Source organism: Burkholderia ambifaria AMMD, from assembly GCF_000203915.1.
GTDB classification, from domain to species: domain Bacteria; phylum Pseudomonadota; class Gammaproteobacteria; order Burkholderiales; family Burkholderiaceae; genus Burkholderia; species Burkholderia ambifaria.
Genome location: NC_008390.1, coordinates 125,496 through 150,980 on the forward strand (window position 1 = coordinate 125,496; position 25,485 = coordinate 150,980).

Annotated in this window: 20 protein-coding genes and 1 pseudogene; 14 read left to right on the forward strand and 7 right to left on the reverse strand. The window is 69.5% G+C overall.

Going from position 1 to position 25,485, the window contains the following annotated elements; genetic code table 11:
• The first annotated feature begins 104 nt into the window (after window positions 1–104).
• The 4 genes from BAMB_RS00540 to BAMB_RS00555 all read left to right on the forward strand — a co-directional run bounded on the left by BAMB_RS00540 (window position 105) and on the right by BAMB_RS00555 (window position 4,498).
• A complete protein-coding gene (locus tag BAMB_RS00540; protein WP_011655630.1) occupies window positions 105–773 on the forward strand; it encodes a TetR/AcrR family transcriptional regulator in 669 nt (222 codons plus the stop codon).
• Window positions 774–1,005: 232 nt separating this feature from the next.
• Window positions 1,006–2,160, forward strand: coding sequence for a pyridoxal phosphate-dependent aminotransferase (locus tag BAMB_RS00545; RefSeq protein ID WP_011655631.1), 1,155 nt, complete (start codon window positions 1,006–1,008; stop codon window positions 2,158–2,160).
• Between the two features lie 116 nt (window positions 2,161–2,276).
• Window positions 2,277–3,065 carry an ABC transporter substrate-binding protein gene (locus tag BAMB_RS00550; protein WP_041491062.1) on the forward strand — a complete coding sequence of 263 codons (789 nt, stop codon included), beginning with the start codon at window positions 2,277–2,279 and terminating at the stop codon, window positions 3,063–3,065.
• 11 nt (window positions 3,066–3,076) lie between these two features.
• The gene (locus BAMB_RS00555; protein ID WP_011655633.1) at window positions 3,077–4,498 is read left to right on the forward strand and encodes an FAD-binding oxidoreductase; all 1,422 of its coding nucleotides are present in this window, start codon (window positions 3,077–3,079) and stop codon (window positions 4,496–4,498) included.
• Between the two features lie 26 nt (window positions 4,499–4,524).
• On the opposite strand, the gene BAMB_RS00560 is transcribed toward BAMB_RS00555, so the two are convergent.
• Together BAMB_RS00560 and cadR are read right to left on the reverse strand one after the other, a co-directional pair.
• Window positions 4,525–5,097, reverse strand: coding sequence for a PadR family transcriptional regulator (locus BAMB_RS00560; RefSeq protein ID WP_011655634.1), 573 nt, complete (start codon window positions 5,095–5,097; stop codon window positions 4,525–4,527).
• A 68-nt stretch (window positions 5,098–5,165) separates the two neighbouring features.
• Window positions 5,166–5,597, reverse strand: a complete 432-nt coding sequence (gene cadR, locus BAMB_RS00565; protein WP_011655635.1) for a Cd(II)/Pb(II)-responsive transcriptional regulator — start codon at window positions 5,595–5,597, stop codon at window positions 5,166–5,168.
• 81 nt (window positions 5,598–5,678) lie between these two features.
• On the opposite strand from cadR, the gene BAMB_RS00570 reads away from it, so the two are divergent.
• Window positions 5,679–8,357 (forward strand): heavy metal translocating P-type ATPase, encoded by a 2,679-nt coding sequence (locus BAMB_RS00570; RefSeq protein WP_041491063.1) that lies wholly within the window; start codon window positions 5,679–5,681, stop codon window positions 8,355–8,357.
• A 10-nt stretch (window positions 8,358–8,367) separates the two neighbouring features.
• Entirely contained in the window at window positions 8,368–8,751 is a 384-nt protein-coding gene (locus BAMB_RS00575; protein ID WP_011655637.1) for a zinc ribbon domain-containing protein, read from the forward strand.
• A 245-nt stretch (window positions 8,752–8,996) separates the two neighbouring features.
• On the opposite strand, the pseudogene BAMB_RS00580 reads toward BAMB_RS00575, so the two are convergent.
• A pseudogene (locus tag BAMB_RS00580) lies at window positions 8,997–9,515 on the reverse strand (AraC family transcriptional regulator); the annotation flags it as partial.
• A 379-nt stretch (window positions 9,516–9,894) separates the two neighbouring features.
• Here BAMB_RS00580 and BAMB_RS00585 point away from each other — a divergent pair.
• The 4 genes from BAMB_RS00585 to eutC all read left to right on the forward strand — a co-directional run bounded on the left by BAMB_RS00585 (window position 9,895) and on the right by eutC (window position 15,283).
• Window positions 9,895–11,358 carry a mechanosensitive ion channel gene (locus BAMB_RS00585; RefSeq protein ID WP_011655639.1) on the forward strand — a complete coding sequence of 488 codons (1,464 nt, stop codon included), beginning with the start codon at window positions 9,895–9,897 and terminating at the stop codon, window positions 11,356–11,358.
• A gap of 212 nt (window positions 11,359–11,570) precedes the next feature.
• Entirely contained in the window at window positions 11,571–12,983 is a 1,413-nt protein-coding gene (eat, locus tag BAMB_RS00590; protein ID WP_006754010.1) for an ethanolamine permease, read from the forward strand.
• 111 nt (window positions 12,984–13,094) lie between these two features.
• Entirely contained in the window at window positions 13,095–14,492 is a 1,398-nt protein-coding gene (locus tag BAMB_RS00595) for an ethanolamine ammonia-lyase subunit EutB (RefSeq protein WP_011655640.1), read from the forward strand.
• Entirely contained in the window at window positions 14,489–15,283 is a 795-nt protein-coding gene (eutC, locus tag BAMB_RS00600; protein WP_011655641.1) for an ethanolamine ammonia-lyase subunit EutC, read from the forward strand. The genes BAMB_RS00595 and eutC overlap by 4 nt, the downstream gene beginning before the upstream one ends.
• Before the next feature lie 30 nt (window positions 15,284–15,313).
• Here eutC and BAMB_RS00605 read toward each other — a convergent pair whose 3' ends face one another.
• Window positions 15,314–16,198 (reverse strand): LysR family transcriptional regulator, encoded by an 885-nt coding sequence (locus tag BAMB_RS00605; RefSeq protein WP_041491305.1) that lies wholly within the window; start codon window positions 16,196–16,198, stop codon window positions 15,314–15,316.
• Window positions 16,199–16,352: 154 nt separating this feature from the next.
• Here BAMB_RS00605 and BAMB_RS00610 point away from each other — a divergent pair, with 154 nt between their 5' ends.
• Window positions 16,353–17,969 (forward strand): MFS transporter, encoded by a 1,617-nt coding sequence (locus BAMB_RS00610; protein WP_011655643.1) that lies wholly within the window; start codon window positions 16,353–16,355, stop codon window positions 17,967–17,969.
• 198 nt (window positions 17,970–18,167) lie between these two features.
• On the opposite strand, the gene BAMB_RS00615 is transcribed toward BAMB_RS00610, so the two are convergent.
• Window positions 18,168–18,596, reverse strand: a complete 429-nt coding sequence (locus tag BAMB_RS00615) for a pyridoxamine 5'-phosphate oxidase family protein (protein WP_011655644.1) — start codon at window positions 18,594–18,596, stop codon at window positions 18,168–18,170.
• Window positions 18,597–18,913: 317 nt separating this feature from the next.
• On the opposite strand from BAMB_RS00615, the gene exaC reads away from it, so the two are divergent.
• The 3 genes from exaC (at window position 18,914) to BAMB_RS00630 (ending at window position 22,501) form a co-directional block, all read left to right on the forward strand.
• Window positions 18,914–20,440 carry an acetaldehyde dehydrogenase ExaC gene (gene exaC / locus BAMB_RS00620; RefSeq protein ID WP_011655645.1) on the forward strand — a complete coding sequence of 509 codons (1,527 nt, stop codon included), beginning with the start codon at window positions 18,914–18,916 and terminating at the stop codon, window positions 20,438–20,440.
• 295 nt (window positions 20,441–20,735) lie between these two features.
• Complete coding sequence (locus tag BAMB_RS00625) at window positions 20,736–21,281, forward strand: hypothetical protein (RefSeq protein WP_011655646.1); 546 nt, start codon at window positions 20,736–20,738, stop codon at window positions 21,279–21,281.
• Between the two features lie 185 nt (window positions 21,282–21,466).
• Window positions 21,467–22,501, forward strand: a complete 1,035-nt coding sequence (locus tag BAMB_RS00630) for a helix-turn-helix domain-containing protein (protein ID WP_011655647.1) — start codon at window positions 21,467–21,469, stop codon at window positions 22,499–22,501.
• A 63-nt stretch (window positions 22,502–22,564) separates the two neighbouring features.
• On the opposite strand, the gene BAMB_RS00635 is transcribed toward BAMB_RS00630, so the two are convergent.
• Both BAMB_RS00635 and BAMB_RS00640 read right to left on the reverse strand, forming a co-directional pair.
• Window positions 22,565–23,659, reverse strand: a complete 1,095-nt coding sequence (locus tag BAMB_RS00635; RefSeq protein ID WP_011655648.1) for a glycosyltransferase family protein — start codon at window positions 23,657–23,659, stop codon at window positions 22,565–22,567.
• The gene (locus BAMB_RS00640) at window positions 23,656–25,359 is read right to left on the reverse strand and encodes a thiamine pyrophosphate-binding protein (protein WP_011655649.1); all 1,704 of its coding nucleotides are present in this window, start codon (window positions 25,357–25,359) and stop codon (window positions 23,656–23,658) included. Before BAMB_RS00640 ends, BAMB_RS00635 begins: the two co-directional genes overlap by 4 nt.
• Window positions 25,360–25,485 lie beyond the last annotated feature (126 nt).

Here is a 25,485-nt window from a genome sequence, read left to right on the forward strand (position 1 = left end):
CTCGTGCTTCGCGGTCTGCTGCGCGGGTGCCGTGCCACTGGCGATCGCGCGCCAGCGCCGGCTTCCGGTCAAACGTGTATCCGCTGAATTTCAGAGTAGCAAATATGCCGCCGCGACATGTTCAGGTTCCGGCGCCGCCCGGCCAGCCGGCGGCGCAACCCGCGCCCGCGTTGCGCCGCCGGCCGCGCCAGTCGCGCGCGCAGGCCACGTCCGACGCGCTTCAGCAGGCCTTCGTTCAGCTTTTGCTCGAGCGCGGCTACGCGAAGGCGACGATCCGCGAGATCGCGGCCGTCGCGGGCGTAAGCATCGGCACCTTCTATGAATACTTCGGCGACAAGCAGAGCCTCGCCGCGCTGTGCATCCACCGGCGCGTGCAGGCGCTGGCAGACCGGCTGCGCGACGCGGCGCACGGCTTGGGCGGCGCGCCGCGCGCCGAACTCGCGGCCGCGCTGGTGGATGTGCAGGTCGATGCGATCGGCGCCGACGCCGCACTGTGGGGCGCTTTCTTCGCGCTGGAGCGGCAGGTGTCGCCGCTCGCTGCGTATCGCCGGCATTACGACGCGTATGTCGCGCTGTGGCGCGACGCGTTCGCGCAGGCCGCCGATCCGCCGCCGGCCGCGCGGCTCGACGGGGTCGCCCGGATGGCGCATACGATCTGCTACGGCGGCGTGTCGCAGGCGCTGCTCACGCTCGGGCCCTCGCTCGATTTCATCGCACTGCGCGCCGAGCTTCAGGCCGTGCTGCGCGCCTATCTGGCGGCCGCAGGCGAGTGATGCGCGCGGCGGCCACACGGCCCTAGGGGTAATGCCTGATTCGCATGCGTGGCCGGCGGCACCACGGTGGCGTCGCGCCTTTCTGCTGCAGGGCCATGAGAAAAATGCATGGCCTCCATGACGAACTTTCGGTTGTCCACGGTTATTGGCTCGGGCTAAATCATCCCGCATGAGCCGGGCCGCGCGCGTTGCGTTGCGCGGGCCAGCCGAAAGGACATCAGAAGGAGGAGTCATGCGAAGCGCCACCACGCCTCGTTCGAAACTGCCGGACGTCGGGACGACGATCTTCACGGTGATCGGCCAGCTTGCCGCGCAGCACGATGCGCTGAACCTGTCGCAGGGCGCGCCGAATTTCGCGCCCGATCCGGCGCTCGTCGAGGGCGTCGCGCGCGCGATGCGCGACGGCCACAACCAGTACGCGCCGATGGCCGGCCTCGCGTCGCTGCGCGAGCGGCTCGCGGAGAAGACCGAGGCGCTGTACGGCACGCGCTACGACCCGGGCACCGAGATCACGGTGATCGCGAGCGCGAGCGAAGGGCTCTACGCGGCGATCAGCGCGCTCGTGCATCCGGGCGACGAAGTGATCTATTTCGAGCCGTCGTTCGACAGCTATGCGCCGATCGTGCGGATGCAGGGCGCGACGCCGGTCGCGATCAAGCTGTCGTCCGGGCATTTCCGCGTGAACTGGGACGAAGTGGCCGCGGCGATCACGCCGCGCACGCGGATGATCATCGTCAACACGCCGCACAACCCGACCGCGACGGTGTTTTCCGCCGACGATCTCGAACGGCTCGCGCAGCTCACGCGCGATACCGACATCGTGGTGTTGTCCGACGAAGTCTACGAGCACGTCGTGTTCGACGGCGCGCAGCACCAGAGCGTCGCGCGTCATCGCGCGCTGGCCGAGCGCAGCGTGATCGTGTCGTCGTTCGGCAAGTCGTTCCACGTGACGGGCTGGCGGGTCGGTCATTGCCTCGCACCGGCCGAGCTGATGGGCGAGATCCGCAAGGTGCACCAATTCATGGTGTTCTCGGCCGATACGCCGATGCAGGTCGCGTTCGCGGAGATCCTCGCGCGGCCCGACAGCTATCTCGGCCTGTCGGCGTTCTACCAGGCCAAGCGCGACCTGCTCGCGCGCGAGCTGGCCGATTCGCGCTTCGAGCTGCTGCCGAGCGAAGGCTCGTTCTTCATGCTCGCGCGGTTCCGGCACTTCTCGGACGAGCGCGACAGCGACTTCGTGCTGCGCCTGATCCGCGATGCGCGCGTCGCGACGATTCCGCTGTCGGCGTTCTATGCCGACGGCACCGACGCGGGCGTGATTCGCCTCAGTTTCTCGAAGGACGACGCGACGCTGATCGAAGGCGCGCGGCGGTTGCGGTCGCTGTAAATCGCGGGCGCGAGCCCGCACCCAAGCAGGCGACATGTACGTCGCACCGAAGGCCACGGATGGGACCGGAGCACGCGCCGAAGCGCGGCGCCGGTCGACAAGTCAGGAGATTCACGATGAAGCACGGACACACCCTGAAACTCGCGTTCGCACTCGCATGCGCGCTCGGCGCCGGTGCGGCGTTCGCCGACGGCCAGACCCTGCGTTTCGGCCTGGAGGCGCAATACCCGCCGTTCGAATCGAAGGCGCCGAACGGCGACCTGCAGGGCTTCGACATCGACGTCGGCAACGCCGTTTGCCAGAGCGCGAAGCTGTCGTGCAAGTGGGTCGAGACGTCGTTCGACGGATTGATTCCCGCGCTCAAAGGTCGCAAGTTCGACGCGATCAACTCGGCGATGAATGCGACCGAACAGCGGCGTCAGGCGATCGACTTCACGACGATCATCTACCGCGTGCCGACGCAACTGATCGCGCGCACCGGCAGCGGCCTGCTGCCGACGCCGGAATCGCTGAAGGGCAAGCGCGTCGGCGTGCTGCAGGCGTCGATCCAGGAAACCTACGCGAAGGCGCACTGGGAGCCGGCCGGCGTGTCGATCGTCGCGTACCAGGACCAGAACCAGGCGTACGCGGATCTCGTGGCGGGCCGCGTCGACGCGACGCTGGTGCTCGCGCCGGCCGGCCAGCGCGGCTTCCTGTCCCGTCCGGACGGCAAGGGCTTCGCGTTCGTCGGGCAGCCGGTGCGCGACGACAAGATTCTCGGCAGCGGGATCGCGTTCGGCCTGCGCAAGGGCGACGACGCGCTGAAGGCGAAGCTCGATGCGGCGATCGACAAGCTGAAGGCGGACGGCACGGTGAAGTCGCTCGGCCAGAAGTACTTCGGCGACATCGACATTTCTACCCGGTAAGCGGGCGCGCGATGCAGAGCTTCGATACGGCTGCGGGGAAAAGCGGTTGCGGCGCGGCGGACGACGCGCTCGAGGCGGCGCTCGTCGCCGGCCTGGGCGACGCACTCGTCACGCGGGCGGCCGACATCGATCCGCACTACTTCACCGCGTACAACGAGCCGGCCGGCGTGCGGCCGCGCGCGCTGGTGCGGCCGCGCAGCGTCGACGACGTGTCACGCGCGCTTGCGCTGTGCACGCGGCTCGGGCAGCCGGTCGTGCCGCAGGGCGGCCTCACGGGGCTCGCGCGCGGCGCGGTCGCGCTGGGCGGCGAGGTCGTGCTGTCGCTGGAACGTTTCGCCGGCGTCGAAGCAATCGACGCGGCGGCAGGGACGATGACGGTGCGCGCCGGGACGCCACTGCAGACTGTGCAGGAAGCGGCGGATGCGGCGGGCTTCACGTTCGGTGTGGATCTCGGCGCACGCGGTTCGTGCCAGATCGGCGGCATGCTCGCGACCAACGCGGGCGGCACGCGCGCGATCCGCTACGGCATGATGCGCGAGCAGGTGCTCGGCCTCGAGGCGGTGCTGGCCGACGGCACCGTGGTGTCGTCGATGAACCGGATGCTGAAGAACAACGCGGGCTACGACCTGAAGCAGCTGTTCATCGGCAGCGAAGGCACGCTCGGCGTCGTCACGCGCGCGGTGCTGCGGCTGCATCCCAAGCTCGGCGCGCCGGCGACCGCGCTCTGCCGGGTGCATGGCTACGATGCCGTCGTCGCGTTGTGGGATCGCATGCGCGCGCTACCGGAGATCGTCAGTTTCGAAGCGATGTGGCCGGCTTTCTATGACTACGTCGCGCGTCATACGCCCGGCGTGGTCGCGCCGTTCGCGGGCGACGGCAGCTTCGCGGTACTGATCGAGTGCGCGACGAGCGCCCCGCGCGGCGATGCGCGCGAGGCGCTGGAAACCGCGCTCGCGGATGCGCTCGACATGGGACTCGTCGACGATGCCGCGCTGGCGACCTCGGAGCGGCAGGCGCGTGACCTGTGGACATTGCGCGAGGGCCTCGCAATCGATGCGCTGCCGCATCTGGTGAACTTCGACGTGAGCCTGCCGACCGGCGAACTCGGCCTGTTCGCCGAGCGCTGCGAAGCGGCATTGCGCGCGCTTTGGCCCGATATCGTGTGTCTGTGCTTCGGCCACGTCGGTGACGGCAACGTGCATATCGGCGTATCGCTCGCCGACATGCGCGACACGGATGCCGACGCGATCGATCGGTGCGTGTATGCGGTTGTCCGCGAGATGGGCGGCTCGGTGTCGGCGGAGCACGGCATCGGCATGCTCAAGCGAGCCTATCTCGGCCACACGCGCGGCGAAGCCGAAATCGGCCTGATGCGGCGCCTGAAGGCCGCGCTCGATCCCGCAGGCCTACTCAATCCCGGCAAGGTGCTTTGAGCGGCGCGAGCCGAGGGTGATGCGCGTCAGACGTCGACCCAGCGCAGCGCGCCGATCTTCAGGTGTTCGACGACGCTGCGGGCCCAGTCGAGCTCCGCGTTGAGCAGCACGAGCGCATGCTCGTTCTGCAGCAGGAACAGGCGCGGCACCTGGTCGTTCTGCGCGGCGTTGCGCAGCGACTCGAGACGTTCGCGCTCAGCTTCGAGCGCGGCGATACGGCGCTCGAGTTGGTGGCGAGCGTCCTCCGCGTCGAGCAGCGGCAGGAATGCAAGGCCGGCGCCGAACGCCGGAAACTCGCGCGCAGGCTCCGCGAGCAGCGCATGCAGCCACGCCTGGCCGGCCGTGTGCCCGGCCTCGGTCAGCGTGTACAGCGTGCGCTCGGGAAACGCGCCATCGCGCTCGGTGTCGTGCACGGCGATCAGTCCGTCGCGCAGCAGACGGTCGATCGTCTGGTAGAGGCTCGTGCGCTGCCGCACGTTGACGACTTCGTCGTAGCCGCGCGCCTTCAACTGCTGCAGCATCCCGTACGGATGCATCGGCGTTTCGGTGAGCGTCGCGAGGACCGCGAGGGCGAGCGGAGACGGGCGGCTCGATGTCATGAATAGTTGTTTTATACCTAGTAAGAATATGACTAGTATTAACTAGACCATCATATTCCACAAGGGTTTCAGCCGAGGTGCGAGCGCTTCGCGGCCGGCGCGACGGTTTCCATCGTCGCCAGACCATGCACGATTCCGCAATCCTCCACCGAATGTTCGCCGACGCACTGGCGGCGCAATTCGGTGAGCTGGTCGCGTAGATGCGTCAGTTCGGCGAGGCGCGCATCGACGTGGCCGATGTGCTCGTCGAGCAGCGAGTTGACCGAATCGCACGGGTCGGCCGGCGTGTCGGTGAGTTGCAGCAGCGTGCGGATTTCGTCGTGCGCCATGTCGAGCGCGCGGCAGTTGCGGATGAAGCGCAGCCGTTCGACGTGCACGTCGGTGTAGTTGCGGTAGTTCGCATCGGTGCGCTCCGCATCGGGCATCAGCCCCTCCCGCTCGTAGAAGCGGATCGTTTCGGGCGTGCAGCGGGCCGCCTTGGCCAATTCGCCGATCTTCATGGCTTTCTCCGTTGCAAGGGTTGACCTTGTAGTGGCTTCAGGGTGTTAACTCTACACCGTCAAGCCATAGAGGAGGTTGTCATGACCGACGCGCAGCGTCCCCACGACCCACGACACCGTCATGCCGGCGGCGCCGCGACCTGCAGCGCCGACGCGCGCGACACGCAGGCGGCGACCGTTGCCGATGCGGGGCCGGCGGCCGGCGAGCACGCGCACGGCGACGCGGCAGCGCGCGGCGCGCAGGCTGATGGATGCGGTCACAACCATGGCCACGATCACGCATCGGCGCACGGCACGGGGCATGACCACGGCGACCATGCCGACCACGCGCATGGCGACGCGGCAGTGCGCGGCGCGCAGCCGCATGGATGCGGCCACAACCATGACGACGATCACGCATCCGCGCGCGACCACGGCGATCATGCTGACCACGCGCATGGCGACGGGCATGTGCATGGCGCTGCGTGCTCGCACGACCATGCGGCGCATGACCATGCTGGTCACGACCACGACCACGACCACGACCACGACCACGACCACGACCACGCCGCCGGCGCCTGCTGCGCGCCTGCCGCGCTGACGCTCGCGCCGCTGCCGGTCGCGCGGGCGACCGCGTCGGGTCACGTGCGCTCCGCGTTCCGGATCATGCAGATGGACTGCCCGACCGAGGAAACGCTGATCCGCAAGAAGCTCGGCGGGATGCAGCAAGTGTCGGCGCTCGAATTCAACCTGATGCAGCGGATGCTGACCGTCGAACACGTGCCGGGCGCACAGCCCGCGATCGAAAGCGCGATCCGCACGCTCGGGATGACGCCGGAGGCCGCAGCGGCCGACGCGCCGGCAACGCCGGTCGCGCCGCCACCCGCGAAGCCGTGGTGGCCGCTCGCGCTGGCAGGCGTCGCCGCGATCGCGTCCGAGGCCGTGAGCTGGGCCGGCCTGCCGGTGTGGCTGTCGGCCGTGCTGGCGCTCGCGGCGGTGCTCGCGTGCGGGCTGACCACCTACAAGAAGGGCTGGATCGCGATCCGCAACGGCAACCTGAACATCAACGCGCTGATGAGCATCGCGGTGACGGGCGCGATGGCGATCGGCCAGTGGCCGGAAGCCGCGATGGTGATGGTGTTGTTCACGATCGCCGAGCTGATCGAGGCGAAGTCGCTCGACCGCGCGCGCAATGCGATCCAGGGCTTGATGCAGCTCGCGCCGGACACCGCGACCGTGCAGGGCGTCGACGGCACGTGGCGCACGATCGAGGCCGCGCAGGTCGCGCTCGGCGCGGTCGTGCGCGTGAAGCCGGGCGAGCGGATCGGGCTGGACGGCGAAGTCGTCGCGGGCCGCTCGACGGTGAACCAAGCGCCGATCACCGGCGAGAGCCTGCCGGTCGACAAGACGGCAGGCGACGCGGTGTACGCGGGCACGATCAACGAGGCCGGTTCGTTCGACTATCGCGTGACGGCGGTTGCCGCCAACTCGACGCTCGCGCGGATCATCCACGCGGTCGAGCAAGCGCAGGGCGCGAAGGCGCCGACGCAGCGCTTCGTCGACCAGTTCGCCCGCGTCTATACGCCGATCGTGTTCGCGATCGCGCTGCTGGTCGCGGTGGCGCCGCCGCTCGTCATGGGCGGCGCGTGGCATGACTGGATCTACCGCGCGCTGGTGCTGCTCGTGATCGCGTGCCCGTGCGCGCTGGTGATCTCGACGCCGGTGACGATCGTGTCGGGGCTCGCGGCCGCGGCACGGCGCGGGATACTCGTGAAGGGCGGCGTGTATCTGGAAGAAGGCCGCAAGCTCGCGTGGCTCGCGCTCGACAAGACCGGCACGATCACGCACGGCAAGCCGGTGCAGACGGATTTCGACCTGCATGCAACGGACGTCGACGCCGCACGCGTGCGTCACCTCGGCGCGAGCCTCGCGGCGCGCTCCGATCACCCGGTGTCGCAGGCGATCGCCGCGGCGGCCCGCGACGCGCAGGCGACGGCGTTCGCCGAGGTGGACGCGTTCGAAGCGCTCGTCGGGCGCGGCGTGCGCGGCACCATCGACGGTACGCGTTACTGGCTCGGCAACCATCGGCTCGTCGAGGAGCTCGAGCGCTGCTCACCCGCGCTGGAGGCGAAGCTCGATGCTCTCGAGCGGCAGGGCAAGAGCGTCGTGATGCTGGTCGACGACACGCGCGTGCTCGGCATCTTCGCGGTGGCCGACACGATCAAGGACACCAGCCGCGCGGCGATCGCCGATCTGCACGCACTCGGCATCCGCACCGCGATGCTGACCGGCGACAACCCGCACACCGCGCAGGCGATCGCGCAGCAGGCCGGCATCGACGATGCGCGCGGCAACCAGTTGCCCGAGGACAAGCTCGCGGCGGTCGAGGAACTGTCGGCGGGCGGCGCGGGCGCGGTGGGGATGGTCGGCGACGGGATCAATGACGCACCGGCGCTCGCGCGCGCCGACATCGGCTTCGCGATGGGCGCGATGGGCACCGACACGGCGATCGAGACGGCCGACGTCGCGCTGATGGACGACGACCTGCGCAAGATTCCCGCGTTCGTGCGGCTGTCGCGCGCTACGCACCGCGTGCTGGTGCAGAACATCGGCTTCGCGCTCGGCGTGAAGATCGTGTTCCTCGGCCTCACGGTCGCCGGGCTCGGCACGATGTGGATGGCCGTGTTCGCCGACGCGGGCGCGAGCCTGATCGTCGTCGGCAACGGATTGCGGCTGCTGTCGAAAACAGGCGTGTTCGACGGCGCGCAGACGCAGCGATGAGGCGCGGGTGATGAGCTTTCTTAAACGGATCCTAGGCGGCCACGGGCGTGGTCATGGCGGCGGACACGGTGGTGGTGGCCATGGCGACGGGCATCATGGCGGAGCGGGCCGGGAAGGCCACGACGGCCACGACGGCCACGACGGCCACGATGCGCGCGGCCGCGACCGTCACGGCTGGGGCTGGCAGCCGTCGGCCGATGCGCAGGGCAGTCCGGGCGGCAACGTGCCGCTGCGCCAGCTCGCCTGCGCGGGCTGCGGCGCGATCAACGCGGCGGATGCGCGTTTCTGTGCGCAGTGCGGCGCATCACAGCGCGGCAACGCGTGCAGCCGCTGCCACGCGGCGCTGGCCGCCGACGCGCGCTTCTGTCCGAACTGCGGGACGCAGGCCGGGTAAGGCTCGCTCGCGGGGTTTGTTCCCGGCGTGACAGCCGATTTCGACGACGGCATGGCGCCTGTAACGGCCCTAATGTCGCAACGGGGCGCTGGCTCGCGCTCGACAGCTCGACAGCTCGACAGCTCCACGGACCGACGGACCGACGGACCGAACGCCCGAACGCCAGAACGCCAGAACGCCAGAACGCCAGAACGCCAGAACGCCAGAACGCCAGAACGCCAGAATCCCCGCCCCCAGCCCGCCGATCAACGCAGCGGCAAATGAATCTCGGTGCGCAGGTCGGCCGGCGCCGCATCCATCGGGGTATTCAGATACAGCTCGAACGGCGGCGCGTCGGCGGCTTCGCGGCCCGAGTGACGCAGCCAGTCGCCGTACAGCCACTGGTAGGCCGCCTTCAGGTCCGCATAGGGTCCCGTATGCATCAGCACCGCATACTCGCCACCGGCGACCGTCACGCGCTCGACGGGCGGCGTCGGCTCGACATCCGGCGCGCCGTCGGCCGGCACGAAGCACGCTTTCGCGCGCAATTGCGCTTGCGGCGTGGTATCGGGATCGTCGTAGAAGATCCCGATCATCTTCGCGCCGGGGCCGATCAGCCCGTGCTGCGCGACCCACGCGCCGATCTGCCCGAACGCGTCGCCGATCTTCAGGTACGCGCCCGTATGCGGCACCGCATAACCGCGCAGTTCCGGCAGCCGCCGGATCTCGACTTGATGCCTGAACATGTCTTCCTCTCCTCTCTGTAACGGATAAATCGGACGGTGGACTCGCCCCGTCGCACCATCCGCCCGATCGACTCGCCGCACAGCGCGCGACGCGTGTCGCATGGGGATCCACGCCACCGTTCCGCCTTTCGTCTCGACGCTCCCGCGTGCATCCCCTGCACGAACCGAGGCCACGGTAGCACGCCGCCGATCGACAAATCTCGCGGAGATACGTAGGACCACCAAATCCGCCCCTTTTTATTCCGAACAAATTGGGTCTCGTCCCCGTCGATCTTGTCTAAAGTTAAAGACGGTGAAATCGGGTGAACGTGTCATTTTTCTCGGGTAAGTTGGTCGGGCCGCACCGCACGGTTTTCGAAGTACGCAGGTAGTTCGTCGATGTCCAATGGCAACGCCACGTTTTTCGGGAGAATAAGAAATGGATGCTTCCAGCTTCATCACGTCGCTGCAGACCACGCTAGGCGGATACCTGCCCAAGATCGCCGGTGCGATCGGCATCCTGGTGATCGGCTGGCTGATCGCCGTGGTGGTGCGGGCCGGCACGCTCCGGCTGCTCAACGCGCTGAAGGTCGATCAGCGGATCACCGAAAGCACCGGCCAGGGCGCACGCGTCGAGCGGATCATCGCCGGCGGGCTGTTCTGGCTCGTGCTGCTCGTCACCGCGGTGGGCATCTTCAACGTGCTCAACCTGTACGCGGTATCCAATCCGTTCTCGCTGCTGGTCACGCACATCGTCAACTACCTGCCGAACCTGATCGGCGGCGCGGCGCTGACGCTGATCGCGTGGTTGATCGCGTCGCTGCTGCGCAGCCTCGCGAACCGCGCGCTGCGAGCGAGCAAGGTCGACGACAAGCTGTCCGAAAGCGCGGGCATGCAGCCGATGAGCGGCTATCTCGGCGACGTGCTGTTCTGGCTCGTGATCCTGATGTTCCTGCCGGCGATTCTCGGGTCGTTCGCGCTGTCCGGCCTGCTGTCGCCGGTGCAGGGGATGGTCGACAAGCTGCTCGCGATCGTGCCGAACCTGTTCGCGGCCGCGGTGATTGGCGTCGTCGGCTGGATCGTCGCGCGCGTGCTGCGCGGCCTCGTGACGAACCTGCTGGTCGCCGCCGGCGCCGACCGCCTCACCGCGAGTCTGGACAGCCCGACGCCGGTGCGCGTGTCGAGCCTGGTCGGCACCATCGTCTACGTGTTCGTGTTCGTGCCGACGCTGATCTCGGCGCTCGACGCGCTGAAGATCGACGCGATCTCGATTCCCGCCACCAACATGCTGAACCAGTTTCTCGGCGCGGTGCCGGACATCGTCGCGGCGATCGTGATCGTGCTGGTCACGTACTATTTCGCGCGCTTCGTCGCGTCGCTCGCGCAGCGGCTGCTGGAAGCCGCCGGCGTCGACGGGCTGCCGGCCATGCTCGGCGTCGAGCGCGTGTTCTCGGGGATCCTGCAGCCGTCGGTGCTGGTCGCGCGGCTGATCGTGTTCTTCGCGATGCTGTTCGCGGCGGTCGAGGCCGCGAACCGGCTCGGCTTCACGCAGGTGCGCGACGTCGTCACGCTGTTCATCGAATTCGGCGGCCACGTGCTGATGGGCGGCGTGATCCTCGTGATCGGCGTGTGGCTCGCGGGCCTCGCGCGCCGCGTGATCGAGCAGGCCGACCGCGAACACAGCGTGCTGTTCGCGCGGATCGCGCAATTCGCGATCCTCGGCCTCGTGTTCGCGATGGGGTTGCGCGCGATGGGCATCGCCAACGAGATCGTGCAGCTCGCGTTCGGCCTCGTGCTCGGTGCAATCGCGGTGGCGGTCGCGCTGTCGTTCGGCCTCGGCGGCCGCGAAGCGGCCGGCAAGCTGCTCGACCGCTGGTTCAACCAGCGCGGCGGCGGCCAGTAAGCGGCGTCGTGTCGCCCATCCGGCCGCTTCGTGCGGCCGGATGGCGCGCGGATGAAGGAGCGCAGGACGATCGCGCGCCGCGGCCGGCGTTGCCGCCGGCGAAACGCCCGCCCTCATCTTTGCCGAATTTCGATAACACGTCCTTTAATGACTCTCTAGCATCGATTCTCAGTCGCGCGGGCCGGCAGGCCGGCGCCTTTCAGGAGAATCCGATGAAAGCAGAGTCGAATGGCCGGCCCGCCGCCGGCGCCAAGTCGTCCGGCCAGCCCGCGCTGCAGCAGACGCTCGGGACCTGGCAACTGTGGGGCATCGCAGTCGGCCTCGTGATTTCCGGCGAATACTTCGGCTGGAGCTACGGCTGGGCGAGTGCCGGCACGCTGGGTTTCGTGATCACCGCGGTGTTCGTCGCGGCGATGTACACCACCTTCATCTTCAGCTTCACCGAACTCACGACGTCGATCCCGCACGCGGGCGGCCCGTTCGCATATGCGCGCCGCGCATTCGGCCCGGCGGGCGGCTATCTCGCCGGCGCGGCGACGCTCGTCGAGTTCGTGTTCGCGCCGCCCGCGATCGCGCTGGCGATCGGCGCGTATCTGCACGTGCAGTTTCCGGGGCTCGAACCGAAACACGCGGCGATGGGTGCGTATCTCGTCTTCATGGCGCTGAACATCGTCGGCGTGCAGATCGCCGCGACGTTCGAGCTGGTCGTCACGCTGTTCGCGATCTTCGAGTTGCTGGTGTTCATGGGCGTCGTGTCGCCGGGCTTCGCGTGGAGCAACTTCATGAAGGGCGGCTGGTCGGGCGCCGATCATTTCAGCGTCGGCGCCTTCCACGGAATGTTCGCGGCGATCCCGTTCGCGATCTGGTTCTTCCTCGCGATCGAAGGCGTCGCGATGGCCGCCGAGGAGGCGAAGAACCCGAAGCGCTCGATCCCGATCGCCTACGTGGCCGGCATCCTGACCCTCGTCGCGCTGGCGATCGGCGTGATGGTGTTCGCCGGCGGCGCGGGCGACTGGACCAAGCTCGCGAACATCAACGACCCGCTGCCGCAGGCGATGAAGTACATCGTCGGCGCGAACAGCGGCTGGATGCACATGCTCGTGTGGCTCGGGCTGTTCGGGCTGGTCGCGTCGTTCCACGGGATCATCCTCGGCTATTCGCGCCAGATCTTCGCGCTGGCGCGCGAGGGCTACCTGCCCGAATGGCTCGCGAAGGTGCATCCGCGCTTTCGCACGCCCTATCGCGCGATTCTCGCGGGCGGCGTGGTCGGGATCGCCGCGATCTACAGCGACGAGCTGATCCAGTTCGGCGGCCAGACGCTCACCGCGAACATCGTGACGATGTCGGTGTTCGGTGCGATCGTGATGTATATCGTAAGCATGGCCGCGCTGTTCAAGCTGCGCCGTTCGCAGCCGGACATGGCGCGGCCGTTCCGCGCGCCGCTGTACCCGTTCTTCCCGGCGTTCGCGATCGTGGCGGCGCTGGTCTGCCTCGGGACGATGGTGTACTTCAACGGGCTGGTGGCGATGGTGTTCGTCGGCTTCCTCGCGCTCGGCTACGCGTACTTCCTCGCGACCCGTTCGCAGCGCGCGAGCGCGCCGGGCGACGTGGCGCTCGAGGAGTGAGGATGGCGAACCCGCACGGCCGCGCCTGACGGCATCCGGCGCGCCCCGTCGAACGGGCGTGCCGTCGGCGTCCGGCGAGGATGGGCAAGGACTGGCAAGGAGATTCGAACGATGGCCTATACGGAGACGATCGGCCCGCGCACGTACCGCTTCGCGGACCTGAAGACGCTGCTCGCGAAGGCGAGCCCGTTGCGTTCCGGCGACCAGCTCGCCGGCGTGGCGGCGGCGAGCGAGGAGGAGCGCGTCGCCGCGAAGATCGCGCTCGCGGGCGTGCCGCTGAAGGCATTCCTGAACGAGGCGCTGATTCCGTACGAACACGACGAGGTCACGCGCCTGATCCTCGACGATCACGACGCGGCCGCGTTCGCGGAAATCTCGCACCTGACGGTCGGCGATTTCCGCAACTGGCTGCTGTCGCCCGTGGCCGACGGCGCCGCGCTCGAGCGGATCGCGCCGGGCCTCACGCCGGAGATGGTCGCGGCCGTGTCGAAGCTGATGCGCAACCAGGACCTGATCGCGGCCGCGCGGAAGCGCCGCGTCGTCACGCGCTTTCGCAACACGGTCGGGCTGCCCGGCCGGATGTCGGTGCGGCTGCAGCCGAACCACCCGACCGACGACGTGAAGGGCATCGCCGCGTCGATGCTCGACGGGCTGATGTACGGCTGCGGCGACGCGATGATCGGCATCAACCCGGCGACCGACAGCCTCGCGGCGATCGTGAAGCTGCTCGCGATGATCGACGGGTTCCGCGAACGCTACGGCGTGCCGACGCAGTCGTGTGTGCTCACTCACGTGACGAACACGATCGCCGCGATCGAGAAGGGCGCGCCGGTCGACCTGGTGTTCCAGTCGATCGCGGGCACCGAGAAGGCGAACGCGAGCTTCGGCATCTCGCTCGCGCTGCTCGGCGAGGCGCGCGAGGCCGCGTTGTCGCTCGGGCGCGGCACCGTCGGCAACAATCTGATGTATTTCGAGACGGGCCAGGGCAGCGCGCTGTCGGCGAACGCGCACTTCGGCGTCGACCAGCAGACCTGCGAGGTGCGGGCGTACGCGGTCGCGCGCAAGTTCGACCCGTTCCTCGTGAACACGGTGGTCGGCTTCATCGGGCCCGAATACCTGTACGACGGCAAGCAGATCATCCGCGCGGGGCTCGAGGATCACTTCTGCGGCAAGCTGCTCGGCGTGCCGATGGGCTGCGACATCTGCTACACGAACCACGCGGAAGCCGACCAGGACGACATGGACACGCTGCTGACGCTGCTGGGTGCGGCCGGCATCAACTTCATCATGGGGATTCCGGGCGCGGACGACGTGATGCTGAACTACCAGAGCACGTCGTTTCACGACCAGCTCTACGTGCGCGAAGTGCTCGGCCTGCGTCGCGCGCCCGAGTTCGAGGAATGGCTGGAGACGATGGAGATCGCCGACGCGCACGGCGCGCTGCGTGTGGCGAGCGCACGCGTGCCGCTGCTCGCGGGCGCGAACGACTGGATGGGGATTTCCGCATGAGCGACGCCGTCGAAAAGAATCCGTGGGCGCAGCTGAGGTCGTTCACGAACGCGCGGATCGCGCTCGGCCGCGCGGGCAACAGCCTGCCGACCGCGCCGCTGCTCGCGTTCAACCTGTCTCACGCGCAGGCGCGCGACGCCGTGCACCAGCCGCTCGACGCGGACGCGCTGCGGCGTGAGATCGAGGCGGCCGGCTTGCTGCCGACGCTCGGCGTGCAGAGCGCCGCGCCCGACCGCGACCACTATCTGCGCCGGCCCGACCTCGGCCGCAAGCTGTCGGACGACAGCCGCGGGCTGCTGGCCGGCTACGGTGCGGCGCTCGACGACGCGCCCGACGTGGTGTTCGTGGTCGGCGACGGGCTGTCGGCGTTCGCGGCCGCGAAGCAGGCGCTGCCGCTGCTGCAGGCCGTGCGGCCGCGGCTCGACGCGGACGGCTGGCGAATCGGCCCGGTGGTGGTCGCGACGCAGGCGCGCGTCGCCCTCGGCGATGAGATCGGCGAGCTGCTGCGCGCGAAGGTCGTCGCGATGCTGATCGGCGAACGGCCGGGGCTCAGCTCACCCGACAGTCTCGGCGTGTACCTGACGTGGGCGCCGAAGGTCGGCTGCCACGACGCGCTGCGCAACTGCATCTCGAACGTGCGGCCCGAAGGGCTCCCGCATGCGGCCGCCGCGCACAAGCTGCATTACCTGATGACGCACGCGCGCCGGCTCGGGCTCACGGGTGTCGGGCTGAAGGACGACAGCGATGCGCTGCTGCCGCAGGCGGACGCGGAGCGGATCGGTGCGGAATGACGGGGCGGCGGTGCCTGGCGCGCCAGCCGTCTACTTGAACAGCCGCTCGCACAGGAAGTCGACGAACACGCGCAGCTTCGGCGACAACTGCCGGCTCGACGGCCACACGATCGAGAACTGCCCCGGCGCGATCCGGTAGTCGTCGAGCACGGTGACGAGCGCGCCGGTGTCCAGCGCGTCGCGCGCGAGGAAGTCGGGCATGTAGCCGATGCCGAGCCCAGCCATGACCGCGCCGCGCAGCGCTTCCATGTTGTTGCAGGTCATCGCGGTGCGCAGCTTAAGCGGCGTGCCGTCGGCGGCGGCGAGCGCCCAGTCCTGCAGCTTGCCGGTGGTCGGGAAGCAGTAGCGCACGCAATCGTGCGCTTCGAGATCGTGCGGCGCGCGCGGCGTGCCGGCCTGCGCGAGATACGCGGGCGTCGCGCACAGCACGAACGCGAACGGGCCGAGCCGCCGCGACATCAGGCTCGAATCCGACAGCGGACCGCTGCGGATCACCGCGTCGAAACCGCCTTCGACGACGTCCACCATCCGGTCGTTGAAATCCAGGTCGAGCTCGACGTCCGGATAGCGCTGCCTGAATTCGGGCAGCACCGGCAGCAGGAACCGGTAGCCGATCACCGGCAGGCTCACGCGCAGCTTGCCGCGTGGGTGCTGCGCGGAGGCCGTCACGGTCGCTTCCGCATCGCGAAAATCCTCGAGAATCCGCTGGCAGCGTTCGTAGAAATGGCGCCCTTCGTCGGTCAGCGTGACGCGCCGGGTCGTGCGGTTGAACAGGCGCACGCCGAGCGACTGCTCGAGCCGCGCGATCGTCTTGCCGACGGCGGACGCGGAAATGCCGAGCGCACGGCCGGCCGCGACGAAGCTGAGCGCCTCGGCGGTGCGGACGAACGCGGCGATGCCGTTCAGGTTTTCCATCGACATAAGCGCGCCAGCAAGAAGAGACGAAGAGGCAGATTGCAGAATATTAGTCCGTTATATCCGGAATCTTGCACAGTTTTTCGTCGATTGAATCGGATTTATCTTTGATCGCTCTGGCGGCGCATCCGCGCCCGCTTTTCGAGGAGCGATAATGGATCACCCGTTTTCACCCGATTCGGCCAGCTCGGCGCGCCGGCGCGCATGGGTGCTGGCCGCCGTCTGCATGGCCGCCGTCGCGCTGCCGCTGTCGTTTTCGGGCGGCGCGGTCGCGACGCCCGCGATCGGCCGCGACCTGCACGGCGGCCCGGTCGCGATGAACTGGATCACCAACGCGTTCATGCTCGCGTTCGGCAGTTTCCTGATGGCGGCGGGCGCGCTGGCCGACCAGTTCGGCCGCAAGCGCGTGTTCGCGATCGGCGTCGGCGGCTTCACGCTGATGTCGGTCGCGCTCGCGTTCGCACCGTCGATGCTCGCGCTCGACCTGCTGCGCGCCGCGCAGGGGCTCGCGGCGGCCGCGGCGCTGGCGGGCGGCACGGCCGCGCTTGCGCAGGAGTTCGACGGCGCGGCGCGCACGCGTGCGTTCAGCCTGCTCGGCACGACGTTCGGGATCGGGCTCGCATTCGGGCCCGTGCTCGCCGGCGGCCTGATCGCGCACTACGGCTGGCGCGCGATCTTCGTCACGGGCGCGGTGGCCGGCGCGCTGTCGCTCGCGTTCGGGCTGCCGCGCATGCACGAGTCGCGCGATCCGCACGCGACGGGGCTCGACTGGCCCGGCACGATCGCGTTCACCGCCGCGCTCACGCTGTTCACGTTCGGCGTGATCGAGGCGCCCGCGCGCGGCTGGACGGATCCGCTCGTCGTCGCGCTGCTGGCGGGCGCGGCGCTCGGCGCGTGCGCGTTCGTCGCGATCGAGACGCGCGTCGCGCGGCCGATGCTCGACCTGTCGCTGTTCCGGATTCCGCGCTTCGTCGGCGTGCAGGTGCTGCCGGTGTCGACCTGCTGCTGCTACATCGTGCTGCTCGTCGTGCTGCCGCTGCGCTTCATCGGCATCGACGGTTTCAGCGAGATCGACGCGGGCTGGCTGATGCTCGCGATCTCCGCGCCGATGCTCGTCGTGCCGTTCGTCGCGGCGACGCTCACGCGCCGGCTGTCGGCCGGCGTGATCTCGGGGCTCGGGCTGTTGCTCGCGGCGGCGGGCCTCGTGTGGCTGGACGTCGCGCTGCGCGGCGGCGCGGGGCCGGCGGCGATCGCGCCGATGCTCGCGATCGGCGTCGGGGCCGGCATGCCGTGGGGGCTGATGGACGGGCTGTCGGTCAGCGTCGTGCCGAAGGAGCGCGCGGGGATGGCAACCGGGATCTTCAGCACGACGCGCGTGGCGGGCGAGGGGATCGCGCTCGCGATCGTCGGCGCAGTGCTCGCGACGTTCGCGCATGGTGATTTGCGGCGGTTGGCGCCGGGCATGTCCGGCACGTCCGGCGCGACGCTGCGGGCCGCCGCGCGGCTCGCGACCGGCGATCTCGCCGGCGCGGCGGCCGTGTTGCCGGGCGTCGATCGTGCGGCGCTGCTCGCGAGCTATACGCACGCGTTCGACCGGCTGCTGATCGGCCTCGCGGTCGTCACGGTGCTGTGCGCGGGCGTCGTGTTCGCGTTTCTTGGCGCGCGGCCGGCGGTTGCGCAAGGGCGCGGCGATGAAGGTGAGCCGGCGCATGGCGAAGCGCCGGTGCGACGCCGGAGCGAACCGGCGTGTGCGGACGCAAACGGGCGCTGAGCACGGTGTCGGCGGGGCGACGGATTCCGGCGATGGCAGCGACACTGCACGCGCATGCCTTCATCGCCGGGGCCGCATGCCGACGGCTATCCGCACGGCGCCGTCACGCCAGCACCGGAGTGCGGCGATGGCAGCGACAGCGCACGCGCATGCCTTCATCGCCGTGGCCGCATGCCGGCGACTATCCGCATCGCGCCGTCACGCCAGCACGAGCGGCGGCAGTCCCGCTTCGGCGCGCGCGTGTGCGCTTTCGACTTCGACGATCACGTAACGCTGCGCAGCCGGCCACAGGTGCGCGTGGCTTCCCGCGTCCTCGTCGATCGTTGCGCGCCCTTGCACGAGCCACGTCGTCTGCCGGACGAAATCGACGAACAGCAGCGCAATCGCCGGATTCACGAGCAGGTTGCCGATCGTGTTGAACAGGTTGTTGCCCGCGAAGTCGGGCAGCACGAGCGTCCGGCGATCGGGCAAGTCGACGAGCGGCGCGAACGAACCGTCCGCGCGCGGTTGCCGGCCGCGATACGAGCAGTCGCTGTCGCCCGCCGCGTTCGCGGTCGCGACGAGCAGGAACGCCTGTTCGCGGATGAACGCGACGGCATCGTCGCTGAGGGGGCCCGAATCGTTCATGGTGTTGGTCGGCGCGTGGCCGCGGCGTGCGGATTTGCGTTGCTCACGCAAGCGACATGCCATGCGGCGCGCGTGGCGCGCGGCGACGCCTGCACAGGTGCGCTGTGAAAAATCCGAACACCCGCCGCGCCGCTGTGCCGTCGCGGTGTTCAGAATCGGCACACTCGTTTTCCGTGCGCCGGCACCGCGCCCGGCGGGCGGCCGGACGCACCGCTCCTGTTCCGTTTTCGGCCCGTGTGGCACGCATGTTGCGTAAACCGTGCAGCGCGATCCAACCGGCGCTGCATTCACACAAGCACGATGAACAGGAGACATGTATGAACCCGTTTGACCTGAAACAACTGGGCCTCGACGTCGAATATCCGTACCGTCAGCAGTACGACAACTACATCGGCGGCAAGTGGGTTCCGCCGGTGAAGGGCGAGTATTTCGAGAACGTGTCGCCGATCAACGGCAAGCCGTTCTGCCGCGTGCCGCGCTCGAGCGCCGACGACATCGAGGTCGCACTCGACGCCGCGCACGCCGCGCGCCGCAAGTGGGGCAAGACGTCGGTCGCCGAGCGCGCGAACCTGCTGCTTGCCGCCGCCGACCGGATGGAAAAGAACCTGAAGCTGCTCGCGGTGGCCGAGACGATCGACAACGGCAAGCCGCTGCGCGAGACGATGGCGGCCGACCTGCCGCTCGCGATCGACCATTTCCGCTATTTCGCGGGCTGCATCCGCGCGCAGGAAGGCGGCATTTCCGAGATCGACGACAACACCGTCGCGTATCACTTCCACGAGCCGCTCGGCGTCGTCGGCCAGATCATCCCGTGGAACTTCCCGCTGCTGATGGCCGCGTGGAAGCTCGCGCCGGCGCTCGCGGCCGGCTGCTGCGTGGTGATGAAGCCGGCCGAGCAGACGCCCGCGTCGGTGATGGTGCTGATGGAACTGATCGGCGACCTGTTCCCGGCCGGCACGATCAACATCGTGAGCGGCTTCGGCAAGGAAGCGGGCGAAGCGCTCGCGACCAGCAAGCGGATCGCGAAGATCGCGTTCACCGGCTCGACGCCGGTCGGCAAGCACATCCTGCGAGCGGCGGCCGACAACCTGATCCCGTCGACGGTCGAACTGGGCGGCAAGAGCCCGAATATCTTCTTCGCGGACGTGCTCGACCAGGACGACGCGTTCCTCGACAAGGCGCTCGAAGGCCTCGCGATGTTCGCGCTGAACCAGGGCGAGGTGTGCACGTGCCCGTCGCGGATCCTGATCCAGGAATCGATCTACGAACGCTTCATCGAGAAGGCCGTCGCGCGTGTGGAGCGCATCAAGTCCGGCCACCCGCTCGACATGCAGACGATGATCGGCGCGCAGGCGTCGCAGCAGCAGCTCGACAAGATCCTGTCGTACATCGACATCGGCCGCGACGAAGGCGCGCAATGCCTGACGGGCGGCGAGCGCACGGCACCGGGCGCCGATCTCGGCACGGGCTACTACGTGAAGCCGACGATGCTGTTCGGCAACAACAAGATGCGCGTGTTCCAGGAAGAGATCTTCGGGCCGGTCGCGTCGGTGATGACGTTCAAGGACGAGCAGGAAGCGATCGAACTCGCGAACGACACGTTCTACGGGCTCGGCGCGGGCGTGTGGACGCGCAACGGCACGCGTGCGTACCGGATGGGCCGCGAGGTCGAGGCCGGCCGCGTGTGGACCAACTGCTACCACCTGTACCCGGCGCACGCGGCGTTCGGCGGCTACAAGCAGTCGGGCATCGGTCGCGAGACGCACAAGATGGCGCTGTCGAACTATCAGCAGACGAAGTGCCTGCTGGTCAGCTACCAGGCCGAGGCGCTCGGGTTCTTCTGATCGCCGAAGCAGGGGGCGAAGTGCCGGGGCCGGCCGGGCGGCGGGGGAATGCTGCCTGGTTCGGTTGCCGGTTCACGATTTCCGGTTGCCAATTGCGGATTCCGCGCAAGGGTCGACGCTCGGGTGACGCATTGGCCGCCGTCGCCGAGCAGTGCCCGCAGCGATGCAATGCGCCGCCGGCCGCTCGCCCGGCACTTCGCCGCTTTCGCCTCGAGACATTCGACTCGCGGCGTCGCCCACCCCCCGGCAGTCGCGCGGCCGCATCGCGCAGCGGTGGGCCTGACGGAAAACCAGCATGGCAGAACCATCCCGATCCTATCCACGCCACCCGGTGTTCCACGCAGGCGAGCTCGACGCGCATCACCGGTTCGGCGTTGCCGACGAAGCCGAGCGGATGAGCGACGTCGTGACGACGCGGCTGAGCATCGGCGTGCGCCAGTTCGTCGAGTCGCAGCCGTTCATGTTCGTCGGCACGACTGGCGGCGAACCGACGCGCGTGACCTGCGACATCGTGCAGGGCGTGCGCGACGCGAACGGCGATCTGTGGCCGGTCGTGCGCGTGATCGACACGAAGACGCTGCGTTTCGCGCTGCCGCCGCCGCGCGGCGACGGCGACCGGATCGATGCGCGCGAATGCGACGGCCGCGGCGTCGGGCTGCTGTTCATCGATTTCGTGCGCGGCATCCGCTACCGGATCAACGGCCGCGCGACGCTGCGGGCCGATCTGCCGGAAGCGGACGCGGCGCCCTGGCCGGCCGGGAGCCCGATCGTCGAGCTGGCGGTCGCGCAGGCGTACGGCAACTGCGGCACGCGCGTCGTGCGGCTGCAGCCGCGCACCTAGCGCGTGGCCGGGCCGCCGGCGGCATGCATGCCGCACCCGCGCGGTGCGCGGCACGCCGCCTCCGGGTGCGCCCGCATGGCGCGCGGCGGCCGTACGGCGTGCAATGACGGGCTTGTCGCCGGGCCGCGCGGTTCGGCACGGGACTTGCGTGATGGACGCGGTCCCGGGCAGGTGAGGAGAACACGATGGAGCAACGAACGGAGTGCATGGCCGAACCGACGGCCGAGGACACGCGGTGCAGCGCGCAGGGTGACGATGCGCTGGCCGGCCAGGCCGTGGTCAGCGTCGCGCACGACGCCGACGAGCAGGCGCGCAACCTGATCGGCTGGCGGCAGACCTACGACCAGCTCGCGGCCGGCCGCTTCGTCGGCACGCTGACCGAGCTGCCGCTCGACACGATGAAGCTGTTTCGCGAATCGACCAGCCACCTGCTGCGCCAGGCGTGCGAGGTGCGCGGCGACGCGTACTGGTTCGGCATCCCGCTGGTGAGCGACGGCACCGCACGCGTCGATGCATGCCGCATCGGCCCCGGCGCGCTCGCGTTCCGGCCCGGCAACGTCGAATTCGAATTGCTGACGCCCGCGCAGTTCTCGATCTACGGCGTCGTCGTGCGCGGCGACGTGTTGCGCCGTTACGCGGAGGAAGTCGAGCACCGCGCGCTCGACGAGCGGCTGTTCACGCAACACGTGATTCAGGTTGGCGACACGCGGCTCGCGCGCCTCTGCGCGCTGCTCGGCCGCCGGCTCGACGACGCGGCGGCCGTCGGCGGCCCGCTGCCCGACGCGCAGCGCGACGACCTGCAGGCCGAGGTGCTGGGCGCGCTGTTCGATGCATGCGCGCAACCGGCCGACGACGGCGCGGGCGGCGCGCCGTCGACACGGCGCTGGATCGTCGAGCAGGCGCGCGAGTACGTGCTGGCGCACCGTACGCGCCCGGTCGGCGTGCCCGAGCTGTGCGAGCAGTTGCACGTGAGCCGGCGCACGCTGCAGTACTGCTTCCAGGACGTGCTCGGCATGGCGCCCGCGACCTACCTGCGCACGCTGCGGCTGAACGGCGCGCGGCGCGACCTGTGCGGGCGGGCGGCCGGTTCGGTGCAGGACGTCGCGGAGGCGTGGGGCTTCTGGCATCTGAGCCAGTTCGCGACCGACTACCGGCGGCTGTTCGGCAAGCGGCCGTCGGAGACGCTGCGCGACCGCGCCGTGATGGTCGCGGCCGGGTAAGCGTGGTGGCGGCGGCGTGTGCAGGCCGCTGAAGGTTCGATCTTTCCGGCGACTTCCGTTTTTCTATTCGGCCGCGGCGCCCGCTTCGCGCGGCGGCGGCCACGACAGCGCATCCCAGTCGATCGCCTGGTAAGCGGCTTCGACCGCCGTCAGATCCTCCGGCCGCTCGCTGCGATGCAGCCCGCGCAATTCGGCCGGCACATCGAGCTCGACCGGCACGCAGTGCGGATAGTCGCGCACGCGCAGCGCCGGCCCGATCGTCGTGAAACAAGCGAGCGTCGGCACGTCGAAGCCGTCGGCGACATGCAGCGCGGCCGTGTCGGGCGCGAACAGCACGCTCGCACCCTTGACCCAGGCAATGAAGTGCGCGGTGTCGGGCGCGTGGCGGCTCACGTCGACGTAGGCCGGATGCGCGATCGGACCGAACCCGACCACCGGCAGCCCGTAACGCTGCACGAGCCGCTCCACGAATGCCGCGCGCAGCGCCGACGGCACGCTGCGCACCGCGGTGCTCGCCGTCGGGCAAAACAGTACGTACGGCCGCTGCCATTCGGCCGGCAGCGCGGGCAACGGCAGCCGCGCGAGCCAGCGATTGCGCTTCGCGGCGGCCGGCACCGTGGCCGGATCCACCCCGAGCGCGTCGAGGAAGAAATCGATCATCGGCTGCTGTGCGAACGCGGGCCAGTACAGGTGATTGCCGAGATCGATGCACGGCGCGTGCGCGGGCAGCGCGTCGGCGGCGTACGGCAGCGCGCGTGACGGCGCGACGACGTCGGCTGCGAGCGCATACAGCGCTTCGACGTAGCGCGGTGCGCGGGCCGGCCGGTACAGCGTGAAGCGCACGCCGGGATGCATCGCGCGCAGCGCGGCGAGCGCGGTCAGCCCGATCACCGAGTCGCCGAGTGCGACACCCATCCCGTTGATCACGTGCACGTCCGACGCACGGCCGTAATCGCGCCGGAACGGCCGATGAACGGCATGCAGCAGGCCGAGCGCCGCCGCGGCCGGCACGCAGCCTTCCGCGCGATCGCTGCCGTGCTCGACGTCGTACGGCGCGACGAGCGTGCCGTCGGGCGCGAGCAGCGTGCCGGGGAGGACGAGCGCGTCGTCGTGCGACAACGCGAGACTGGCCGGTGCGGCGTGCATGCCCATGATCATGCGCCGCGCGCCCGGCGGCCCTGCTCGCGGATCTGCTCGAGCGTCGCGGCCGGCGTGCTGGCGTCCTGCGGAATGCGGATCTCGATCAGCGCCGGCAGCCCGCAGGTCAGCGCGCGCTCCAGTGCCGGCGCGAAGTCGGCGGTGCGCTCGACCGTCTCGCCATGTGCGCCGAACGCGCGCGCATACGCGGCGAAATCGGGGTTCGTGAGCCCCGTGCCGTGCGCGCGCCCCGGATAGTTGCGCTCCTGATGCATGCGGATCGTGCCGAAATGCCCGTTGTTGACGACAATCGCGACGATGTTCAGCCCGTACTGCATCGCGGTCGCGAGTTCGTTGCCGGCCATCATGAAGCAGCCGTCGCCGGCAAGGGCGACGACCGCCCGCTCCGGATACAGCGACTTGGCGGCGAGCGCGGCGGGCAGCCCGTAACCCATCGCGCCGCTGGTCGGCGCGAGCTGCGAGCGGAAATGCCGGTACGCGAAGTGGCGATGCAGCCAGATCGCGTAGTTGCCGGCGCCGTTGGTCAGGATCGCGTCGTGCGGCAGGCGCTCGCGCAGCTGCACCATCACGTCGCCGAGCTGGACGTCGCCGGGCATCGGCAGCGGCGCATGCCATTCGCGGTACGCGCGGTGCGCGTCGGCGGCCGTGCCGGCCCATGCGAGGTGCGCCGGCGGCTCGAGCGCGGCGAGCGGCGCCGCGATCTCCGGCATCCCCGACACGATCGGCAGGTCGGCCGCATACACGCGACCGAGCTCGTCCGCGCCCTGGTGCACGTGGATCAGCGTCTGGCGCGTCTTCGGGATGTCGAGCAGCGTGTAGCCGCCCGTCGTCGCTTCGCCGAGGCGCGGGCCGAGCACCAGCAGCAGGTCGGCGTCGCGAATCCGCTTGCCGAGCGCGGGATTGATCCCGAGGCCGACGTCGCCCGCGTAGTTCGGGTGCGCGTTGTCGAAGGTGTCCTGGAAGCGGAACGCGCATGCGACCGGCAGTTGCCAGCGCTCGACGAAGGTACGCAGGTTCGCGCATGCGTCGGGCGTCCAGCCGCTGCCGCCGACGATCGCGAACGGCCGTTCCGCGCGCGCGAGCCGTTCGCGCAGTTCGTCGAGCTGCGCGGCCGACGGCGACGCCGCGACGCGTTTCGCGGCCGGCACGACCGGCTGCGACGCGCACGCTTCGGACAGCACGTCCTCCGGCAGCGCGAGCACGACGGGGCCCGGGCGACCGGCGGTCGCGACGTGGAACGCATGGCTCAGGTATTCGGGAATGCGGCGCGGGTCGTCGATCTGCGCGACCCATTTCGCCATCTGGCCGAACATCCGCCGGTAGTCGATTTCCTGGAACGCTTCGCGGTCGAGGTGCTCGCGCGCGCACTGGCCGACGAACAGGATCATCGGCGTCGAATCCTGGAACGCGGTGTGCACGCCGATCGACGCGTGGGTCGCGCCTGGCCCGCGCGTGACGAACGCGATGCCGGGGCGGCCGGTCAGCTTGCCGACCGCCTCCGCCATGTTCGCGGCGGCCGCCTCGTGGCGGCAGACGACCGTCTGGATGCGCGCGGTGTGATCCGCGAGCGCATCGAGTACGGCGAGGAAGCTCTCGCCCGGCACGCAGAACGCGCGTTCGACGTGATTGGCGAGCAACGCATCGACGAGCAGTCGCGCGCCGGTGGTGGCGCTCTGCTCGAGATCCTTGGAATGCGACATGGGCTGCCGTCTCCTTGGTAGCGGGACGTACAGCTTACGCCGGTTGGCGGGGCGCCGGTACGCCGGCCGGTGAAAAGTGTCGGATCGCGAAAGGAACGACCAGGAAACGCATGGAGCGAGCGTGAG

What these genes read in the sequence shown, in the direction of transcription:
- BAMB_RS00540 (WP_011655630.1), top strand. Translation starts at nt 105, where the DNA reads ATGCCGCCGCGACATGTTCAGGTTCCGGCGCCGCCCGGCCAGCCGGCG.
- BAMB_RS00545 (WP_011655631.1), top strand. Translation starts at nt 1,006, where the DNA reads ATGCGAAGCGCCACCACGCCTCGTTCGAAACTGCCGGACGTCGGGACG.
- BAMB_RS00550 (WP_041491062.1), top strand. Translation starts at nt 2,277, where the DNA reads ATGAAGCACGGACACACCCTGAAACTCGCGTTCGCACTCGCATGCGCG.
- BAMB_RS00555 (WP_011655633.1), top strand. Translation starts at nt 3,077, where the DNA reads ATGCAGAGCTTCGATACGGCTGCGGGGAAAAGCGGTTGCGGCGCGGCG.
- BAMB_RS00560 (WP_011655634.1), bottom strand. Translation starts at nt 5,097, where the DNA reads ATGACATCGAGCCGCCCGTCTCCGCTCGCCCTCGCGGTCCTCGCGACG.
- cadR (WP_011655635.1), bottom strand. Translation starts at nt 5,597, where the DNA reads ATGAAGATCGGCGAATTGGCCAAGGCGGCCCGCTGCACGCCCGAAACG.
- BAMB_RS00570 (WP_041491063.1), top strand. Translation starts at nt 5,679, where the DNA reads ATGACCGACGCGCAGCGTCCCCACGACCCACGACACCGTCATGCCGGC.
- BAMB_RS00575 (WP_011655637.1), top strand. Translation starts at nt 8,368, where the DNA reads ATGAGCTTTCTTAAACGGATCCTAGGCGGCCACGGGCGTGGTCATGGC.
- BAMB_RS00585 (WP_011655639.1), top strand. Translation starts at nt 9,895, where the DNA reads ATGGATGCTTCCAGCTTCATCACGTCGCTGCAGACCACGCTAGGCGGA.
- eat (WP_006754010.1), top strand. Translation starts at nt 11,571, where the DNA reads ATGAAAGCAGAGTCGAATGGCCGGCCCGCCGCCGGCGCCAAGTCGTCC.
- BAMB_RS00595 (WP_011655640.1), top strand. Translation starts at nt 13,095, where the DNA reads ATGGCCTATACGGAGACGATCGGCCCGCGCACGTACCGCTTCGCGGAC.
- eutC (WP_011655641.1), top strand. Translation starts at nt 14,489, where the DNA reads ATGAGCGACGCCGTCGAAAAGAATCCGTGGGCGCAGCTGAGGTCGTTC.
- BAMB_RS00605 (WP_041491305.1), bottom strand. Translation starts at nt 16,198, where the DNA reads ATGGAAAACCTGAACGGCATCGCCGCGTTCGTCCGCACCGCCGAGGCG.
- BAMB_RS00610 (WP_011655643.1), top strand. Translation starts at nt 16,353, where the DNA reads ATGGATCACCCGTTTTCACCCGATTCGGCCAGCTCGGCGCGCCGGCGC.
- BAMB_RS00615 (WP_011655644.1), bottom strand. Translation starts at nt 18,596, where the DNA reads ATGAACGATTCGGGCCCCCTCAGCGACGATGCCGTCGCGTTCATCCGC.
- exaC (WP_011655645.1), top strand. Translation starts at nt 18,914, where the DNA reads ATGAACCCGTTTGACCTGAAACAACTGGGCCTCGACGTCGAATATCCG.
- BAMB_RS00625 (WP_011655646.1), top strand. Translation starts at nt 20,736, where the DNA reads ATGGCAGAACCATCCCGATCCTATCCACGCCACCCGGTGTTCCACGCA.
- BAMB_RS00630 (WP_011655647.1), top strand. Translation starts at nt 21,467, where the DNA reads ATGGAGCAACGAACGGAGTGCATGGCCGAACCGACGGCCGAGGACACG.
- BAMB_RS00635 (WP_011655648.1), bottom strand. Translation starts at nt 23,659, where the DNA reads ATGATCATGGGCATGCACGCCGCACCGGCCAGTCTCGCGTTGTCGCAC.
- BAMB_RS00640 (WP_011655649.1), bottom strand. Translation starts at nt 25,359, where the DNA reads ATGTCGCATTCCAAGGATCTCGAGCAGAGCGCCACCACCGGCGCGCGA.